A 19,962-nucleotide genomic window follows, 5' to 3' on the forward strand; every position below is an offset into this window, starting at 1 on the left:
AGAAAATTATGAAAAGTACTATTAAAATCTTTATGTTAATTGGGATCTTAATGACCTTCTTTACTTGTAGTGAAGACTATGAGTTGGGAAGAAAACTAGATCCTTCAGAACTTGACTTCTCGGTAGTTCAGGATTATTCTATCGATCCGGGAGGAAATACAGTGATCTTGATCAATAACACGCCGGAAACGGTGCCTGTTTGGGATTATGGAACAGGAAAATCCAACAGAGCTATTGATACGGTACGTTTTGCATTTGCGGGAGACTATACCATTAAGTTTTCTGCGGTAACTGCTGGAGGAGTGGTTGATGCAGAACCGATAACCATTACAGTAGATGAGGATAATTTCAACTACATAAATCACCCTATTTGGAATATGTTGTCTGGAGGACAAGGAAACTCTAAAAAATGGTATTTAGACTTGAATGCCGAAGGTGTGTCTAAGTATTTTGCTGGTCCTATGTATTTCTATGGTACCGATAACGGTTGGTTAGAAGGTGGTGATGAAGGTTGTTATGGAGACGATTGCTGGTCATGGGCTCCAGATTGGGCAAGTAACACTTGGATTATGGATGCTGCCGATTATGGGTATATGGAGTTTAATCTTCAAGGAGGGCCATTCGTAACTGTAGATCACTTGACCTTGCCTGATTTGGGAGTTCAAAACGGAACTTACAATTTGGATTTGAATAACTATAAGTTGTCAATGTCTAATGCGCAAATGATCCACAATGTTGGGTATGATACGTGTTCTTCAAATTGGGGTAACCTTACCATTTTCTCTATTACAGAGGATGCTATGCAGCTAGGGGTGATTCGTGAAGCTATAGGATCCTGTTCCTCAGAAGGACCAGCTATGATTGTCTACAACTTCATTTCTCAAGAGTATAGTGATAACTGGGTGCCAGAAGAAACTGGACCAGAAGAACCAACCTTGCCAGGTGGATGGGAAGATATCATTTCTGAAATTACAACCACAGCTATTGAATGGAAATTGTCTGAAAGCAATCCGTTGGATTGGGCAACCTTAAGCGGAACAATGATGAACGGATGGCAGTCGCCAGAGGATTATCCTGATTGGTTAGGAACTCCGGATCCAGCAGTGTATGGAGATTTCTCTATGACTTTGGATTCTGCAGATAATTCTGTAGTGTTCGTGTCTCCTGATGGAACAACCACCGAAGGAACTTATTCAATTAACAGTTCAGGGATTTACTCTTTCTCAGTACCGGTACCAACTTTTACATTGATTAACTGGGCAAGTTTTGCTCCAGATGCCAATAACGAGTTACGTATTCTACAAATAGGAACAGATGAAAATGGAAACGTTTCCGATATGTGGCTTGGGGCTGTTGATGATGTAGACAACCCTTCTCAATATACGGCGTTCCACTTGGAGCCAAATGCTGGCTCTGGCGGTGGAGAAGGCGGCAATGAAGAAACAGAAGTGGCTTTTGACAATTCAAAATTGTTATTTGGAAATATTGAAGATGCTAATGATAATTACCGTATAGAGATTTATAATGATTTTGGAGATACGGTAAATGATCCAGGATTAAATACCAGTGATTTAGTATTCAGCAATGGTATCGAAATTACTTTCACCTTGGATGGAATCACACTTAATGAAGGAGCTGCAGGAAGTTATCAGGCCGCCCTAAGTTATGCCGATGCCGATTGGTCTTTCCAATATTGGGGAGATGGTACTGGTGCAGGAGCTGCTACGGTAACCGGTAACGGGACATACACAGTAACTCTTAACCCAGGTGCGGATGTTGAAGGTGCAGTTGTATTTGTAATAGATCTTTTGGGTATGGTGCCTGATATTGCAGATCTTGAAACTGTAACAGCTAATATCGACAGTATTGTAATTTACTAATCTATCACCATCGGTTTGGACCGATAAAAACAGAAACATCATGACAATTGCAATTGTCATATTGAATTAAAATTATGGTAAGAAGCAGTGTGTTTTACTGCTTCTTACCTATTTATAAATAGTAACACAAACAAAATCCAATTAGAGCAATGTTCAATTTTTTTTCGCTTAAATCGATAAGTGTATTTTTAACAATTTTGGTTGTCGGAGCTTCTTGTCAATCGCCAAAAGTTTCTGGTGAAACCTCTGCAAGAGAAGTGAATTTTAGCAATAATTGGCAATTTTATTTAGCCGCTCAAGCTTCCGATTCTATTTCGGAACACACCAATTGGCGTACTTTAAATGTACCGCACGATTGGAGCATTGAAGGCGAGTTCAAAAAAGACCATCCTGCCGATTTAGGTGGCGGGTATTTACCAGGAGGTTTAGGTTGGTACAAGAAAACATTTACAGTTGAAGATGCCAACAAAATGACGATTATCCATTTCGACGGTGTGTATATGGACAGCGACGTATGGATTAATGGTCATCATGTAGGACATCGTCCCAACGGTTATATTGGGTTCGAGTACGACCTTACACCTTACCTAAAATACAGTGGTCAAGAGAACGAAATTTTAGTAAAAGTTGATAATTCCAAACAACCTAATTCCCGTTGGTATTCCGGATCTGGAATTTACCGAAATGTATGGTTGAAGACCATAGACAAATTGCATGTAGATACTTGGGGAACCTTTATTACGACTCCTAACGTGTCAGCAGCGCAGGCTGAAACCGTTTTGGAAATCAATCTTAAAAATGAGGATGCCGAAGCAAAAGAAGCTACGGTCATTACAAGTATTTATAAAGGCAATGTAGAAGTGGGGACTGCTACTGCTTCAGTAAGTATCAATGCAAATGACAGCAAAACCATCACTCAAAATATCACAGTGGAAAATCCGCAATTATGGTCTGTGGAACATCCTGAAATGTACACCGCCAAAACCGAAGTTCAGGTTGCAGGGCAAACCGTAGATGAGTATACAACGCCTTTTGGCATCCGAACTTTTAAGTTTGATTTAGACAAAGGATTTTTGCTGAATGGCGAACAAGTAAAAATTAAAGGGGTTTGTAATCACCACGATTTAGGGCCTTTGGGTTCTGCTGTAAACACACGCGCTTTAGAGCGCCAATTGGAGATCATGAAGGACATGGGGGTGAATGGCATTAGAACCGCCCATAACCCACCAACGCCTGAACTGTTAGAATTGTGTGATACCATGGGCTTCATTGTGATGGATGAAATGTTCGATATGTGGAACAACACAAAATCCCCTCATGATTATGCCAATTACTGGAAAGAATGGCATCAAAAGGATTTGGAAGACTTCATTATTCGTGATCGTAACCACCCGAGCATATTCATGTGGAGTGTCGGTAACGAAATTCAGGAGCAGTGGAATGAGCAAGGTGTTACCACGGCTAAGGAATTAAAGGCGATTGTTCGAAAATTGGATACTACTAGACCAATTACCGTGGCCATGAACCCACCGGTAAACATGCCCAATGCCGATGTAACGACGCAGTTTGATGTAGAAAAAGCGAGTTTAAATCCAGTAGCGGCTTCAGGAGTTTTGGATTTGATAGGTTATAACTATGCCCACAATACATTTCCTTTTCACCAACAGAATTTCCCAGAGACACCGTTCATTGCAACGGAGACAACTTCGGGTTTACAAACTAGAGGTTATTACGATAAAAAATCGGATACTTTAAAGCGTTGGCCGGTGCGTTGGGATTTGCCTTTTGATGGGGGAAATCCTGGAAACACCGTGTCGGCTTATGACCAGGTAAGCACCCCTTGGGGCTCCACCCATGAGGAAACTTGGAAGATCATTAAAAAATACGATTTCCTTTCTGGAATGTACATCTGGACAGGTTTCGATTATATAGGAGAGCCTACGCCGTATGTATGGCCATCTAGAAGTTCTTACTTCGGAATTGTGGATTTGGCAGGCTTTCCAAAAGATGTCTACTATATGTATCAAAGTGAATGGACCGATAAAGATGTGCTTCACATATTCCCACATTGGAATTGGACTGAAGGGGAAACCGTAGATGTTTGGGCTTATTACAACAATGCAGATGAAGTGGAATTATTCGTCAACGGAACATCTCAGGGCATTAAGAAAAAGGAAGGAGACGATTTGCATGTTATGTGGCGAATTCCTTTTGAAGCAGGAACAGTGAAAGCTGTTTCCAGAAAAGATGGGCAGGTAGTCCTTGAAAAAGAACTAAAAACAGCAGGGGAAGCAGCAACGGTTAAATTGACAGCCGATAGACAAACCATTAACGCAGATAGCAAAGACCTGTCATTTATCACGGTAGATGTGGTAGATGCCGAAGGGAATTTTGTGGCAACAGCGCAAAATCAATTGAATTTTTCAATAGAAGGAAACGGGGAGATATTTGCTGTGGGCAATGGAGACCCAACCAATCATGAATCGTTCAAGGGGAAGACTCACAAAGCTCTTAACGGAAAATGTTTGGTAGTAGTGAAATCTACAGATAAGGCCGGAATTGCCACACTGAAAGTGACTTCGGATGGCTTGCAAGAGGCGACAATTACGGTGACAACGAAGTAGAATTTAAATGTATTTCAAATCATAAATTAAGGAAGAAAACACAATCACAATGAAAAGAAACAAAATATACCTGGGTTTATTAACGGGTTTGCTTTTTGCCTCTTGTGCTAAGGAGGAACAACTGTATCAGAAAACGACTGATGGTATTGTTGTTAATTTGAAGCAGGCCAACAACACCGATGTACATAAACTGCGACTGCAAGTTTTAGGGGATGAATTGATTCATGTGTCGGCAACTCCCGATCAGGAATTTCCAAAAGATTCTAGTTTAATTATTCTTCCAAATATTAAGACCGTTCCGTTTGACCTTGCACAAACCGGTGATTCCATCACGCTTTCAACAAAGGCTCTAAATGTGTTGGTGTCTAGCATTGATGGAGGAATTACATTTAAGGATAAAAATGGAAAGGTAGTTCTGTCCGAACAAGCCGGAGGCGGAAAAACCTTTGAGCCTATAGAAGTTGAAGGAACCAAAGGTTACAGCGTTCGTCAAATCTTCGATTCATCAGCAGATGAGGCGTTCTATGGTTTAGGACAGCACCAATCCGATGAATACAATTACAAAGATAAAAGCGAAGAGTTATTTCAATATAACACTAAAGTTTCTGTACCATTTATTGTATCGAACAAGAACTATGGATTGCTTTGGGACAGTTATGCGTTAAGCCGTTTTGGTGACAGCCGTCCGTACCTGCAATTGAACGAAGTGTTTAAACTTTATAATAAAGAAGGCAAGGAAAATGCGTTAACTGGAACTTACAAAACAGCCGATAATGGCGGGCAAACTATTGTAAGGGATGAACCTTCAATTTTCTTTGAAGACGTTAAGAGCATTAAAAACTTACCGGCCAATTTCCCGTTAAAAAATGCTGAAGTGTTGTATGAAGGGGACATTGAAGCTGCTGAAAGTGGTGAGTTCAACTTTATCTTGTACTACGCAGGATACATTAAAGTATTCTTGAATGATGAGCTTTTGGTACCGGAGCGTTGGAGAACGGCTTGGAACCCTAACAGCTATAAGTTTACCTTCAATATGGAAGCTGGTAAGCGTGTGCCATTGCGTATCGAGTGGCAACCAAACGGAGGAAGCTCTTACTGTGGTTTACGTGTAAGAACGCCGCAACCGGAAGTTGAAAAAGGAAACCAGGTTTGGTGGAGTGAAATGAACAAAAAAATGGATTATTACTTTGTTCACGGAAACTCAATGGACGAGATTATTAAAGGTTACCGTACCCTTACAGGAAAATCCCAGGTGATGCCAAAATGGGCTATGGGGTACTGGCAAAGCCGTGAGCGCTACAAAACCCAGGATGAGATTTTGGGAGCCTTGAGAGAGTTTAGAGCTCGCAAAATTCCTATCGATAATATTGTATTGGACTGGAACCACTGGGAAGAAGACCAATGGGGAAGCCATGAATTTGACAAAGCCCGTTTCCCAGATCCAAAAGGCATGTTGGATTCTATCCATGCCATGAACGGAAAAATGATGATTTCTGTTTGGCCTAAGTTCTATCAAAATACAGAACACTTTAAGGAATTTGATCAAAAAGGATGGATGTACAGACAAGCTATCAAGGATAGCATTCGCGATTGGGTAGGTCCTGGATATATTGGATCCTTCTACGATGCCTATTCTGCAGACGCAAGAAAACTGTTCTGGAACCAAATTTATGAACATTACTATCCATTGAACATCGACGCTTGGTGGATGGATGCCAGTGAGCCAAACGTTTTGGATTGTACAGATATGGAATACCGTAAGGCGTTGCAAGGGCCAACTGCTTTGGGACCTTCAACAGAATACTTCAATACTTATGCCTTGATGAATGCCGAAGCTATTTATAATGGACAACGAGATGTTGAACCGAATAAGCGTGTGTTCTTGTTGACAAGATCTGGTTTTGCGGGCTTACAACGTTATTCAACTGCTACTTGGAGTGGGGATATCGCTACCCGTTGGGAAGATATGAAGGCACAGATTTCTGCGGGACTTAACTTCGCGGTAAGCGGAATTCCTTACTGGACGATGGATATTGGTGGGTTCTGTGTTGAGGATCGTTATGTAGCGGCTCAACTGGATTATAACAAATCTGGACAAGAGACTGAAGATTATAAAGAATGGAGAGAGTTGAATGCGCGTTGGTACCAATTTGGTGCATTTGCACCATTGTACAGAGCACATGGTCAGTATCCATTCCGTGAAGCTTGGCATATTGCTCCGGAAGGGCACCCAGCTTACGAGTCAATTTTGTACTACACCAATTTGCGTTACCGCTTGATGCCTTACATCTACACTTTGGCGGGGAAAACCTATTTCGATGATTATACCATCATGCGTCCATTGGTAATGGATTTTGCTGATGATAAGAAGGTTGAAAATATCAGCGATCAGTTCATGTTTGGACCATCTTTAATGGTAAACCCTGTTTACGAATATGGTGCACGCAGTCGTGAGGTGTATTTCCCAAGTACTTCTGGTTGGTATGATTTCTACACAGGAGCATTCATCAATGGAGGACAATCGAAAACAGTAGACGCACCTTATGGTCGTATTCCGTTGTTCATTCCTGAAGGTTCTATCATTCCTGTAGGTCCGGAAATTCAGTATACAGATCAAAAACCAGCCGAAACAATCGTGTTGTATGTATACCAGGGAAAAGACGGAAGCTTCTATTTATATGAAGATGAAGGTGTAAACTACAATTACGAAAAAGGAAAGTATGCACACATTCCATTCCAATACAACGAGGCCGAAGGGACTTTGACCATTGGTGAACGTCAAGGAGCGTTTGATGGGATGCTTAAAAGCAGAACATTCGTGATTGTACCTGTTAACAAAGACAATCCAAAGGCATTTACTTATGATGCCGAAGGACAAACTGTCGAGTACAACGGACAAGCACAGACTATCAACTTGAAATAAGTTGCAGATAATTTAGAGACACCGTCAGTTCAAATAGAATAATAGATATTACACATGAAACACAAATTAATATATACCTCTGTAGTTGCAGCGTCTTTGCTGGCAATGTCATGTAAGGAAGAAAAGACATCCGAGCCAGTAGTGGCCGAGAGTGCCAAAGTGGAGACCACCTATAAAGGGAAACCGGTAACCCACGAATTCGATGCTAAAATCGATTCGTTGATGGCACAAATGACTTTGGAAGAAAAAGTAGGCATGTTGCACGGAAGCACCATGTTTGCAACCGCTGCTGTGGAGCGTTTGGGAGTTCCAGAATTGACCATGGCCGATGGACCGTTGGGGGTTCGAGAAGAAATCTCAAAAGACAACTGGTCAGCTGCAGGATGGGACAATGACTTCGCGACGTACTACCCAGCGGGTGGTGGAGTAGCAGCAACCTGGAATCCTGAGTTGAGTTATGTTTTTGGAAACAGCGTAGGGGAAGAGGCCATCGCAAGAGATAAGGATGTGTTGTTGTCGCCAGCCATTAACATTATCCGTACACCGCTTGGAGGAAGAACCTACGAATACTTTACCGAGGATCCGTTTTTGAACAAAAAAATGACGGTTCCTTTTATCGTTGGGCTTCAGGAAAATGATGTAGCAGCTTGTGTAAAACACTATGCAGCTAATAACCAAGAAACCAATCGTGATTTTGTAGACGTTCAAATTGATGAGCGTACGCTTCGCGAAATTTACTTGCCAGCTTTTAAAGCGGCGGTAGAAGAGGCACATGCTTATAGTTTTATGGGAGCCTACAATAAATTTAGAGGCGATTACCTATGTGAAAATGACTATATGTTGAACAAAGTCCTTCGTGATGAATGGGGCTTTGAAGGAATTGTAATTTCCGATTGGGCTGCGGTTCACGATACCAAAAAGGCTTTGGAAAATGGAACCGATATTGAAATGGGAACACCAAAACCATTCAATGAGTTTTACTTTGCAGATGCCTTGATTGAAGCAGTAAAATCAGGAAAAGTTGCCGAAGCTCAGGTGGACAAATCCGTACGTAGAATCATGCAGGTGATGTACACACTTAAGAGTATTGACGATAAGGGACGTGCTACCGGAAGTATCAACACCGAAGCACATTTTGAAGATGCTTACAAGATTGCGTCGGAGTCTGTAGTACTTCTAAAGAACGAGGCCAAAATGTTGCCAATTAAAACCGAAGGTTTGAAAAGCATTGCGGTTATTGGAAACAACGCTACCAAGAAAAATGCCTTGGGTGGATTTGGAGCCGGTGTAAAAACCAAGCGTGAGGTAACACCTTTGGAAGGTTTGAAAAACAGATTGCCAGAAGGCATCGAAATCAATTATGCCGAAGGCTATTTGGAGCGTTACTCAAAAAATGAAAACGATCAAAAACAGGAAGTAACCTTAAAAGGCCCAATCACGGTGGATGAATTGGATCCGGCCAAGTTGGAAGAAGCTTTAACAGCTGCTAAAAACTCTGATATGGCCATCATTTTTGCTGGGTCTAACAGAGATTACGAAACTGAGGCTTCAGATCGTAGAAACTTGAACTTACCGTTTGGTCAGGAAGAATTGATCAAAAAAGTTATGGAAGTAAATCCTAACACCATTGTGGTGATGATTGCCGGAGCGCCTTTCGATATTAAAAATGTGAGCGAAAGTACCAAAGCTTTGGTATGGAGTTGGTTCAACGGTTCAGAAGGTGGGAATGCTTTGGCAGATGTGTTATTGGGGAATATCAACCCCTCAGGTAAATTACCTTGGACCATGCCAGTAGCTTTAAAGGATTCTCCTGCGCATGCCACTAACAGCTTCCCTGGTGATGATGTTGTAAAATATGAGGAAGGCATTTTGGTTGGATACCGTTGGTTCGATACTAAAAATGTAGCACCTCTATATCCGTTTGGATATGGATTGTCTTATACAGATTTTTCAATTTCAGGAGTTAAAACTAATGCAGAGGCTTATACGGAAAATGAAACTATTTCAGTAGAAGTAGCTGTAAATAATACTGGTGTAATTGATGGTAAGGAAGTCGTACAGGTATATGTGTCTAAGCCAGAATCTAAAGTAGTGCGTGCAGCCCAAGAATTGAAAGGTTTTGCCAAAGTAGATGTTAAGGCAGGCGCTTCGCAAACTGTAACCGTTCAAATTCCTGTAAAAGAATTGGCTTTTTACAATGTAGAAACCAAATCATGGGAAGTTGAAAAAGGTACTTACCAAATTCGAGTGGGGAACTCCTCAAGAAATATAGTTGCAGAACAAACAATAACAGTTAACTAATATTCAAGATTCTAACTATGAAAACAATTAATAGCATTTTTAAGGCTATGGCATTAATTATAATGCTGGTAGGCTTTACTTCCTGCAATAGTGATAGCGATGAAGATAGTGGAGGAAGTGTTAATTTTACTTTGAGCACTGATGAGCTGAGTTTTCCTTCAAGTGGAGGAGAAGCAACTTTTAATGTGTCAACTTCTCCAAACATTACTTGGGGAGTAAATACTGAGGCAGATTGGTTGACTCTTTCCAATTCTTCTAGTTTGGGTAATGGAAGTGTTACAGTTCAAGCAGCAGTAAGCGATGTGGAAACAGATCGTACAGCTGTTATCAAGGTGTATACTTCGGAGTCTAGTCAAGAAATTCAGGTTGTTCAGGCAGGTTCAATTTTATCAATTGCTCCAGATTCAAGTCAGATGAGTGAGTATACTTCTGTTCAGTTAACTGATGTTATGGGCTTGGGATGGAATGTTGGTAATTCTTTGGAAGCTGTAGGCGGTGAAACCGCTTGGGGAAATCCATTGATCAATCAAGATTTAATAAATGGAGTTAAGGCTGCAGGATTCAATACTATTAGAATTCCGGTGGCTTGGAGTAATTATATCCAAGAGGGAGATGATAATTACACCATCAGTAATGAAGGCTTAACTCGTGTAGAGGAAGTGATTAACTATGTGTTGGATAATGATATGTTCGCCATCGTGAATCTTCACTGGGACGGAGGTTGGATGCAACCTACCTATGAGGATCAAGATTATGTAAATGACAGATTGGCTAAAATGTGGCAGCAAATTGCCATTTATTTTAGAGACTACGATTATCACCTGGTATTTGCTGGCTCTAATGAAGTAATGGTAGATGGCGACTATGGAACGCCAACGGAAGAATATTATACGGTTCAAAACAGTTTCAATCAAACTTTCATTTCTACAGTTCGTGCCACAGGAGGAAGAAATGCTTACCGTTATTTAACGGTTCAAGGCTTCAATACAAACATTGATCACACCGTTAATTTTGCGGTACTTCCAGAAGATACAGTTGCAAATAGAATGTTGATGGAAGTACACTATTATGACCCTTATCAATTTACCTTGGATGTCAGCACAGACGAAGTTTGTCAATGGGGAGCCATTGCTACAGATCCTTCGGCAACTGCTGGTTGGGGTGATGAAGATTGGTTGGAAACCCAATTCACTAAAATGCAGACGAATTTTGTAGACCAAGGTATAGGTGTCATTTTAGGTGAATATGGTGCTAGTTTTAGAGGTGAAGTGGAAGGTGCAGAAGTTTACAGAGCCTACTATTACAAGAAAACAACGGAAGCTGCCTTGAGCCATGGTTTGGTGCCAGTGGTTTGGGATAATGGATATCCTGATAACCACCAAATGGGATTGTTCAACAGAACTACTGGAGAAGAATACTTTCCAGATATCATTGATGCCGTTACGAATAATTAAAAGATAACAATGAATAGGATTAGATTAACAAAGATAAGCATCAGCCTTTTGGTGCTTATCTTTGTGTTTACAGCATGTAACAACAGTAAAAAAGAGCTGCAAAAAGGAGAGGTGAAACCCCCTCATTATGCCGCTAATTGGGATTCCTTGGCAGCCTACCAAGAAGCTCCGGAATGGTTCCGTGAGGCGAAGTTTGGAATCTATGCCCATTGGGGAGTGTTGTCGGTACCCGCATTTGCCAACGACTGGTATCCTAGGTTGATGCATGTAGAAGGTAGTGTTGAAAACAAACATCACGTGGAAACCTATGGGGAACCATCAGAATTTGGTTACCATGATTTCGTACCCATGTTCAAGGCTGAAGAGTTTGATGCCGAAGCTTGGGCTGACTTGTTCCAAAAGTCGGGGGCAAAATTCGCAGGAATCGTAGCTGAGCACCATGATGGTTGGTCTAATTGGGATAGTGAAACCAATCCGTGGAATTCCATGGATAAAGGTCCACATCGTGATATTGTTGGTGAATTGGGTAAAGCTATTCATGGGAAGGGGATGAAGTTTGTTACCTCATTCCACAAGGCTAGAAACCTTCAGATTTTTCAGCAGGATTCTACAAAATGGTTGGATGACACTTCGTACTTTCCATACAATCCAAACATGCCAACATCCTCTAATGATCCTGAATTGAGCATTCTATATGGAAACATTGAAAAAGAGGTGTTTTACAGCAATTGGTTGGCAGAATTAAAAGAAGTGATTGATAATTACCACCCGGATTTAATTTATTTTGACGGAAAGCTTGATAAAATCCCTGACTCCTATAAAGAAGAATTTGCCGCCTATTATATCAATCAATCGTTAGTCCGTAACCAAGAAGTGGTCATTACCCATAAGGAAGGCGAGTTGCCAAAATCGGTGAGTGTAGAAGACTTTGAAAAAGGGCGTATGAACAAGATTACTGAAGATTATTGGTTAACCGATGAAACGGTGTCTGTAGGAAGTTGGAGTTATACCCATGATTTGGGATTGAAAACTGCCGATGAAATCATTGATTTGTTAGCGGATATAGTGAGTAAAAATGGAGCGATGATGTTGAACGTTTCTCCTATGGAAAACGGAATCATTCCTGAAAACCAACGGGAGATTTTGCTGACTATTGGGAATTGGCTAAACACCAACGGAGAAGCTATTTATGGGTCTTCAACTTGGAAAGTATTTGGAGAAGGGCCAACTAAGCAGGAGAAATCAGGAATGTTTTTGGATAAATTAACCTATACAGCTCAGGATGTGAGGTACACCAAAAAAGGAAATACTATCTATGCCATTGTACTGGGCTGGCCCGGTAATGATAGGTCAATTACCTTATCGTCTGTAACTTCAAACGTGTTAGGTGAGGATGGACTTTCCATTGAAAAAGTGAGCATTTTAGGATCGGACCAAGATCTTTCTTTTTCACTTGAAGAAGAAGGACTGAAGTTGACCACACCAAGTGAAACGATCGATGACAAAGCATTTGTAATTAAAATTGAAACTAAAAAATAACGAAGGAACATGAAAAAGTTTGTATTGCCTTTTATTTTATTGTTGAGCATTTTTGGCTATGCCAAGGTTGAAATGCCTTTACTGTTTGCAGATGATATGGTCTTGCAGCGCAACAAGCCTATTCCAGTTTGGGGATGGGCTGATGCCAATGAAAAAATAGAAGTATCCTTTAACGGACAAAAGGTTAAAACCAAGGCGAACAAAGATGGAAAATGGTCTTTGGAATTGAAAGCGGAAAAAGCTGGAGGGCCATTCACCATGACCATTAAGGGTAAGAATACCATTCAAATCAAAAACATTTTGGTTGGAGAAGTATGGATTTGCAGTGGGCAATCCAATATGGAGTTTGCTGTGAGTGGTGTTACCAATGCCGAACAGGAAATGAATGACGCGGATTATCCTCAAATCAGACAGTTTTTGGTGGCACAGGATATGAGTGCCCAACCAAAGTCACATTTAAAACAAGGAAATTGGACGGTTTCCAATCGTGATAATGTTGGGGATTTTACGGCCGTGGGCTTCTTCTTTGCTAAAAAGCTGTATAAGGAATTGAATGTTCCAATAGGATTGATTAATACTACTTGGGGAGGAACCTGTGTGGAAACATGGACTAGTAAGGAAGGCTTGTCAAAGAGTGATGAATTTGGTAAATATATCTCCAATCTACCAGATCTAGATTTGGAAGGTGTCATTAAAGAGCAAAAGGCAGTTATAGCCAAGAAAATTGAAAACATCCAAGGCAAAATATTAAGTGAAGAAGAGTTGGGTAAGGTGACTACTCTAGAGTTTAGCGACAGTACTTGGCCAACAATGATGCTTCCTGATGCATGGGAAAACCAACAATTGCCTAATATGGATGGGATTGTTTGGTTTAGAAAAACCTTTGAAGTACCAGCTCATTTGGCGGGTAAACCTTTTATTTTGAATTTGGCAAAAGTTGATGATGTTGATGTTACGTATGTAAATGGCGTAGAAGTGGGGAGCAACAGTCAATATGACGTAAGTAGAAAGTACAGCGTTGACAAAGGTGTGCTAAAGGAAGGAACCAATGTGGTGGCTGTAAAAGTTACCGATTATGTTGGTGGTGGTGGAATTTATGGAGACCCTGTAGATTTGAAAGTTACGGTTGGTGATATCGATATTTCTTTGGCAGGGGCATGGAAGTTCAACGTAATTGATGTACGTTATGAATTTTCACCTAATAATTATCCTTCATTATTGTACAACGCGATGTTGAATCCGTTGATGCCTTATAGTTTCCAAGGTGTTATTTGGTATCAAGGGGAGGCAAATGTCCATAGAGCTGAGCAGTACAAAACCAGTTTTCCTTTAATGATCAACGATTGGAGACAACAATGGGGGCAAGGTGAGTTTCCTTTTTATTTTGTGCAATTATCGAGCTTTAACGAGTTTAATGGAAACAGCAATAGCGGAAGTCGTTGGGCCGAGTTAAGGGAAGCTCAGTCTTACACGGCTCAAACCGTTTCAAATACAGCGATGTGTGTGACAACAGATATTGGTAACGCCAAGGATATTCACCCAACAAATAAACAGGATGTTGGTAAACGATTATCGGCGATAGCTTTACGTAATGTATATGGCAAGAATATCGTTTGTGAAAGTCCTATTTATAAATCAATGCAAGTGGAGGGTAATCAGGTTACCGTAACTTTTGAGCATACAGGCAGTGGTTTGATGACTCCAGACCGATATGGCTATGTGAAAGGTTTTGAGCTTGCGGGGCAAGATCAAAAGTATTATTATGCCAAAGCCTATATCAAGGATAATAAGGTGATTGTTTACTGTGATAATGTTACAAGTCCTGTTGCCGTTAGGTTTGGTTGGGCAGATGATGCTGGCGATTGCAATTTGTATAATGAAGAAGGATTTCCAGCATCCCCTTTTAGATCCGATACTTGGAAAACCATTACGACAGATATATCTTATAAGGTGATGAGGTGAAGGTTCATTAATTCATAGCAAAAAGAAGTATTTAAAACTCGCTTTAACCCAAGTTAAAGCGAGTTTTTTATTGAACAGAATTGATGTCAGCAGGATTAAATGAGAGTTTTTTGAGCATTCTGACCCAAATCCTAAATCATTTTGTGAAGGGTTTTTATCTATTAGTTAAGGGGTTTTCTTAACGGGATGTAAGTATTTAACTTATTGAAAATCAGTTATATGTAGTATAAGTATGGTTAATTTGCACTTAGTCGGTTTTTTATGGAATAGAAAGTATTATTTTTTATTAAACCTTATATATGAGTAACTTTAGAAGTATCTCCTTTAGATATAATGCAGACTTCTTAAGCACAGATTAATAGCTCCGAAGATTAATAGTTTTTTCTTCAAAGAATTATGGTTTCTTTTTAATTCCTCAGGGTTATGAAAAATTTTTGCTTTTTGTTATTGTTGTTGTCTGTATGGTCTGTTTCTAGCCAAAATTTACATGATGATGCCAATGCTGCTTCGATATTGAATGAAGCTGATGCGACAACGGGGTGGAACGGGAATGGAAATATTACTTCTATTACAGATGATCCCTTTTCTGGAAATTTTGCTATAAATATTGCAGCAGCAGTATCGGATGGTACGGGAAAGGAAGGTAATTATAGCTTCAATGCTATAGTGGGAGAAACCTATCAAATTAGTATATGGGCACGTTTAGGAACAACTAATTTTCAACCTGCTTTCGCCAATTGGTTTGGTTTCAATGGGTTTACAACAACCTTAATTAATACTACTGGATGGACTGAATATACTTGGACTCTTGTTGCCACTAACACAAACCCTATAATTAGGGTGTATGCCGCTCCATGGTCTGGTGCTCAAATTGGAAATTCTGTGGTGATTGATAATGTTAGTATTTTATTGGTGGATAATGAGGACCCTACGACTCCTACCAATCTTAATGCTACGAATGTTACGGAAACGGGGGCGACCATTAATTGGACGGCCGCAACAGATAATATTGGTGTTGTGGACTATGAAATATTTCAAGATGGGGCGAGCGTTGGGTTAAGTGGAGGTGGACTTGCTTTTAATGTTACAGGTTTAACAGAAAATACCTCTTATGATTTTACAGTTGTAGCTATTGATGGTTTTGGAAATTCTTCATTAGAAAGTGCGGTACTGGAGGTAACTACCTTGACGCCTGCAGATAACCAAGCGCCGACCTCTCCCGCAGGCCTTAATGCGACCAATGTTACTGAAACAGGGGCGACCATTAATTGGGAGGCTTCCACGGACAATGTTGGTGTGGTGGACTATGAGGTATTTCAGGATGATGTCAGTATCGGTTTTAGTGGAGGAGCGCTGACTTTTGATGTTACAGGATTGGAGGCCTCTACAAGTTATGATTTCACATTGACCGCTATAGATGCTGCCACCAATGCCTCGGTACCAAGTGCAGTACTGGAGGTAACAACCTTGACGCCTGCGGATAACCAAGCACCGAGCATACCCGCAGGCCTCAATGCGACCAATGTTACTGAAACAGGGGCGACCATTAATTGGGAGGCTTCCACGGACAATGTTGGTGTGGTGGACTATGAGGTATTCCAAGATGGTGTCAGCATCGGTTTTAGTGGAGGAGCGCTGACTTTTGATGTTACAGGATTGGAGGCCTCTACAAGTTATGATTTCACGGTGACCGCGATAGATGCTGCAACCAATACTTCGGCACCAAGTGCGGTGCTGGAGGTAACAACTTTGACGCCTGCGGATAACGAAGCGCCGAGCATTCCCGAAGGTCTCAATGCGACCAATGTTACAGAAATTGGTGCGACCATTAATTGGGAGGCTTCCACGGATAATGTTGGTGTGGTGGACTATGAGGTATTCCAAGATGATGTCAGCATCGGTTTTAGTGGTGGAGCGCTGACTTTTGATGTTACGGGACTGGATGCCTCTACAAGTTATGATTTCACGGTGACAGCTATAGATGCTGCCACCAATGCCTCGGCACCCAGTGCCGTGCTGGAGGTAATAACTTTGACGCCTGTGGATAACGAAGCGCCGAGCATTCCCACAGGTCTCAATGCGACCAATGTTACAGAAACAGGTGCGACCATTAATTGGGAGGCTTCCACGGATAATGTTGGTGTTGTGAATTATGAAGTATTTCAAGACGGACAAAGTATTGGTTTAAGTACTGGCGCTCTATTTTTTAACGTTACAGGCTTAATAGGGGACACGACCTATGACTTTACGGTAAGTGCCATTGATGCCTCCGATAATGCATCCGACCAGAGTGCCATCTTGCAGGTGACTACCGCAAATTCTCCCGACATTGAAGCCCCGAGCGTTCCCACAGGTCTCAGTGCCACCAATGTCACCGACACAGGTTTGACATTGAATTGGGAGACTTCCACGGACAATGTTGGTGTTGTGAATTATGAAGTATTCCAAAATGGACAAAGTATTGGTTTAAGTACTGGCGCTCTATTTTTTAACGTTACAGGATTAACAGGGGACACAACCTATGATTTCACAGTAAGTGCCATTGATGCCTCTGATAATGCTTCTGACCAGAGTGCCATCTTCCAGGTAACCACGGCAAGTCCACCGGACATTGAAGCCCCGAGCATTCCCACAGGACTTAATGCCACCAATGTCACTGACACGGGCTTGACATTGAATTGGGAGACTTCCACGGACAATGTGGGTGTAGTGGATTATGAAGTATTTCAAAACGGACAAAGTATTGGCTTTAGTGGGGGAGCTCTATTTTTTAACGTTACAGGATTAACAGGGGACACGGCCTATGATTTCACGGTGAGTGCCATTGATGCCTCTAATAATGCTTCCGACCAGAGTGCTATCTTGGAGGTAACCACGGCAAGTCCACCGGACATTGAAGCCCCGAGCATTCCCACAGGACTTAATGCCACCAATGTCACTGACACGGGCTTGACATTGAATTGGGCGGCTTCGACGGACAATGTTGAAGTGGTAGATTATGAAGTGTTCCAAAACGGTCAGAGTATTGGCTTTAGTGGGGGAGCTCTAACTTTTAATGTTACGGGACTTATCGGAGACACGACCTATAATTTTAACCTTACTGCTATAGATGCTTCTGATAATGCGTCAAATCAAAGCGCTGTATTGCAGGTGACCACCTTGACTCCTCCAGATACCGAGGCGCCAAGTATACCAACTGGACTTCTTGCTACGAATGTTACGGATACAGGATTGATATTGAATTGGGGCGCATCAACCGACAATGTTGGAGTGGTAGATTATGAAATTTTTCAGAACGGTCAGAGTATTGGGTTTAGTGCTGGAGCTGTAATTTTTGTGGTAACAGGACTTACTGCAGAAACCTCTTACGGTTTTTCCGTGTCGGCTCTGGATGCTGCAGATAATAGTTCCAATCAAAGTGCGGTATTGGATGTTACTACTACTTCCGGGATTATCGATTATACTTCGTTAAATTCTAATCTAGACACGGTAGATTGGACTGGTAGAGATTTGTTCGCTGCAAGAAATATAGGAATTGGGACCACCAATACGCAAGGTTATAGGTTAGCGGTAGCGGGTAATATGATAGCAGAGGAGGTTAGGGTTGCATTACAGGCTTCTTGGCCTGATTATGTTTTTGATAGTAACTATAAGCTACCAACTTTGTTGGAAGTTAAAAAACATATAGAAGAAAAAGGACATCTGCTTAATGTACCGAGTGAAAGTGAGGTGAAACAACAAGGTATAGGATTGGGGGAAATGAATGCCATTCTATTGGAGAAAATAGAGGAATTAACACTTTACATACTTCAACAGGATAAGAGAATTCAACAATTAGAAGAAAAAGTGGAAGCACTTAAAAATTAATGAGTCAAATGAAAAGGGCATTGAAAATATATGTAATTTTAATGTGTGTGTTGGTTCAAACGGTTTGGGCTCAGAGCATTCGTAAAAATTATCAGGAAATGACCGAGTACGAAAGAGAGGAGTTGGTCAATGCGTTTTACGAACTTCGTAATGGTCCTGATTTGGTAGCAGATTTGGCCCAGTTTCACTCAGATTTTTTCAATTTTGATGATGATGATGACCCCACACAGCTAGATATCCATTTTAATCTCCCTGATGAACCTGAACGTCAAATTTTCTTTGCATGGCATCGGTATCAAATGTTTGAAATGGAACAGGCCATGCAGGAGCTAAACCCTGATATAAGCCTTCCTTGGTGGGATTCTTCTGTAGATCAATCTATATTTTCTCCTGTATGGGCCGATGATTTCATGGGATCCTTCGATCAAGCATGGGACCTGCAAAGGAATTATGCAACGGTAAACGATGTCGATTTATTACCTACCCCTCAAGATGTGATTGATGTACAGTCTATACCTTTACAAGAGTTTTTGGAGTATGCCAATACTATGGAAAGAGGGCGTGTTCATACAGGAGCCCATAGGTGGGTTGGAGGGGCCATGCCTTCTCCTATGTCTCCTAGGGATCCAATATTTTATTTGCACCATACCTTTGTGGACAAATTGTGGGATGACTGGGAAACAGCCAATCCAGGAGGTTCATCTCACATTATAACCTCAATGCTACGTTATGATGGTACCTATGTGTTTGATGGAGAAACATTGCCTTTAGTAGATCCAGATGATATTGTTGACAGCAAAGTGCTTGGCGTGTTTTACGCTGAAAATCAATTGGCTGATCTGTCAGACTATACCGTATCCAATACCCATCATGATTTAGAGAATTTTTATTATCAATTTGTGATAGATGTTGGAGATAACTTTTTAGTACCCTCGGCCTCAAACTGTCAGGTTACCTCCGTAAATCAAATAAATTTATTGCCAGGATTTACGGCGCAATCGGGAAGTTCTTTTGTTGCTACGATTGATACAGAAAATCAAGCTTCAAGGTTGGATAATACAAGTTTATTGGCTTCCAGAATTAATAATCCAAATCCGTTTGATTATGATCCAGCAATCCTCAACAAAGAGGCGTATAATCCAATTGACCCTAGTTTCGAATCGATTATTTCAGTTTCTCCCAATCCCTTCGATACATATTTAGACCTGAAAATTGAAGACACAAACAAGCTAGGGATGGATGAGGTTGTGATTTATGATATTTCCGGCCGTGTAGTATTAGATAGAGTTTTTGAGAATACTGAGGCTTATCATTTGGATTATCTGAATTATTTGGAGAGTGGCGTCTATATTGTGGAGATTTTGAATAATAGAAAATTGGTATTGAGGAAGAAAATAATAAAAGAATAATAG

At 41.0% G+C, this 19,962-nt stretch carries 9 protein-coding genes; all 9 read left to right on the forward strand.

Annotated features, from left to right (window positions below; all coding sequences use genetic code 11):
- Window positions 1-8 precede the first annotated feature (8 nt).
- The 9 genes from ZA05_RS03035 to ZA05_RS03075 all read left to right on the forward strand — a co-directional run bounded on the left by ZA05_RS03035 (window position 9) and on the right by ZA05_RS03075 (window position 19,959).
- Entirely contained in the window at window positions 9-1,880 is a 1,872-nt protein-coding gene (locus tag ZA05_RS03035; protein WP_157514489.1) for a hypothetical protein, read from the forward strand.
- A gap of 149 nt (window positions 1,881-2,029) precedes the next feature.
- Window positions 2,030-4,504 (forward strand): beta-galactosidase GalB, encoded by a 2,475-nt coding sequence (gene galB / locus ZA05_RS03040; protein ID WP_053990124.1) that lies wholly within the window; start codon window positions 2,030-2,032, stop codon window positions 4,502-4,504.
- A 49-nt stretch (window positions 4,505-4,553) separates the two neighbouring features.
- The gene (locus ZA05_RS03045; protein WP_157514488.1) at window positions 4,554-7,427 is read left to right on the forward strand and encodes a TIM-barrel domain-containing protein; all 2,874 of its coding nucleotides are present in this window, start codon (window positions 4,554-4,556) and stop codon (window positions 7,425-7,427) included.
- Between the two features lie 54 nt (window positions 7,428-7,481).
- The gene (locus ZA05_RS03050; RefSeq protein WP_053990122.1) at window positions 7,482-9,728 is read left to right on the forward strand and encodes a glycoside hydrolase family 3 C-terminal domain-containing protein; all 2,247 of its coding nucleotides are present in this window, start codon (window positions 7,482-7,484) and stop codon (window positions 9,726-9,728) included.
- Between the two features lie 17 nt (window positions 9,729-9,745).
- Window positions 9,746-11,182 (forward strand): cellulase family glycosylhydrolase, encoded by a 1,437-nt coding sequence (locus ZA05_RS03055; RefSeq protein WP_053990121.1) that lies wholly within the window; start codon window positions 9,746-9,748, stop codon window positions 11,180-11,182.
- A gap of 9 nt (window positions 11,183-11,191) precedes the next feature.
- Complete coding sequence (locus tag ZA05_RS03060) at window positions 11,192-12,721, forward strand: alpha-L-fucosidase (RefSeq protein WP_053990120.1); 1,530 nt, start codon at window positions 11,192-11,194, stop codon at window positions 12,719-12,721.
- 9 nt (window positions 12,722-12,730) lie between these two features.
- Window positions 12,731-14,683 (forward strand): sialate O-acetylesterase, encoded by a 1,953-nt coding sequence (locus tag ZA05_RS03065; protein WP_053990119.1) that lies wholly within the window; start codon window positions 12,731-12,733, stop codon window positions 14,681-14,683.
- A gap of 423 nt (window positions 14,684-15,106) precedes the next feature.
- A complete protein-coding gene (locus ZA05_RS03070) occupies window positions 15,107-18,550 on the forward strand; it encodes a fibronectin type III domain-containing protein (RefSeq protein WP_053990118.1) in 3,444 nt (1,147 codons plus the stop codon).
- Complete coding sequence (locus tag ZA05_RS03075; protein WP_053990117.1) at window positions 18,550-19,959, forward strand: tyrosinase family protein; 1,410 nt, start codon at window positions 18,550-18,552, stop codon at window positions 19,957-19,959. The genes ZA05_RS03070 and ZA05_RS03075 overlap by 1 nt, the downstream gene beginning before the upstream one ends.
- The last annotated feature ends 3 nt before the right edge of the window (window positions 19,960-19,962 follow it).

This window comes from Mangrovimonas sp. TPBH4, from assembly GCF_001280505.1.
GTDB lineage: Bacteria > Bacteroidota > Bacteroidia > Flavobacteriales > Flavobacteriaceae > Mangrovimonas_A.

Excerpts from the sequence above, each read along its gene's own strand:
- ZA05_RS03065 (WP_053990119.1), top strand. The coding sequence starts at position 12,731 with ATGAAAAAGTTTGTATTGCCTTTTATTTTATTGTTGAGCATTTTTGGC.
- ZA05_RS03045 (WP_157514488.1), top strand. The coding sequence starts at position 4,554 with ATGAAAAGAAACAAAATATACCTGGGTTTATTAACGGGTTTGCTTTTT.
- ZA05_RS03055 (WP_053990121.1), top strand. The coding sequence starts at position 9,746 with ATGAAAACAATTAATAGCATTTTTAAGGCTATGGCATTAATTATAATG.
- galB (WP_053990124.1), top strand. The coding sequence starts at position 2,030 with ATGTTCAATTTTTTTTCGCTTAAATCGATAAGTGTATTTTTAACAATT.
- ZA05_RS03060 (WP_053990120.1), top strand. The coding sequence starts at position 11,192 with ATGAATAGGATTAGATTAACAAAGATAAGCATCAGCCTTTTGGTGCTT.
- ZA05_RS03070 (WP_053990118.1), top strand. The coding sequence starts at position 15,107 with ATGAAAAATTTTTGCTTTTTGTTATTGTTGTTGTCTGTATGGTCTGTT.
- ZA05_RS03035 (WP_157514489.1), top strand. The coding sequence starts at position 9 with ATGAAAAGTACTATTAAAATCTTTATGTTAATTGGGATCTTAATGACC.
- ZA05_RS03075 (WP_053990117.1), top strand. The coding sequence starts at position 18,550 with ATGAGTCAAATGAAAAGGGCATTGAAAATATATGTAATTTTAATGTGT.
- ZA05_RS03050 (WP_053990122.1), top strand. The coding sequence starts at position 7,482 with ATGAAACACAAATTAATATATACCTCTGTAGTTGCAGCGTCTTTGCTG.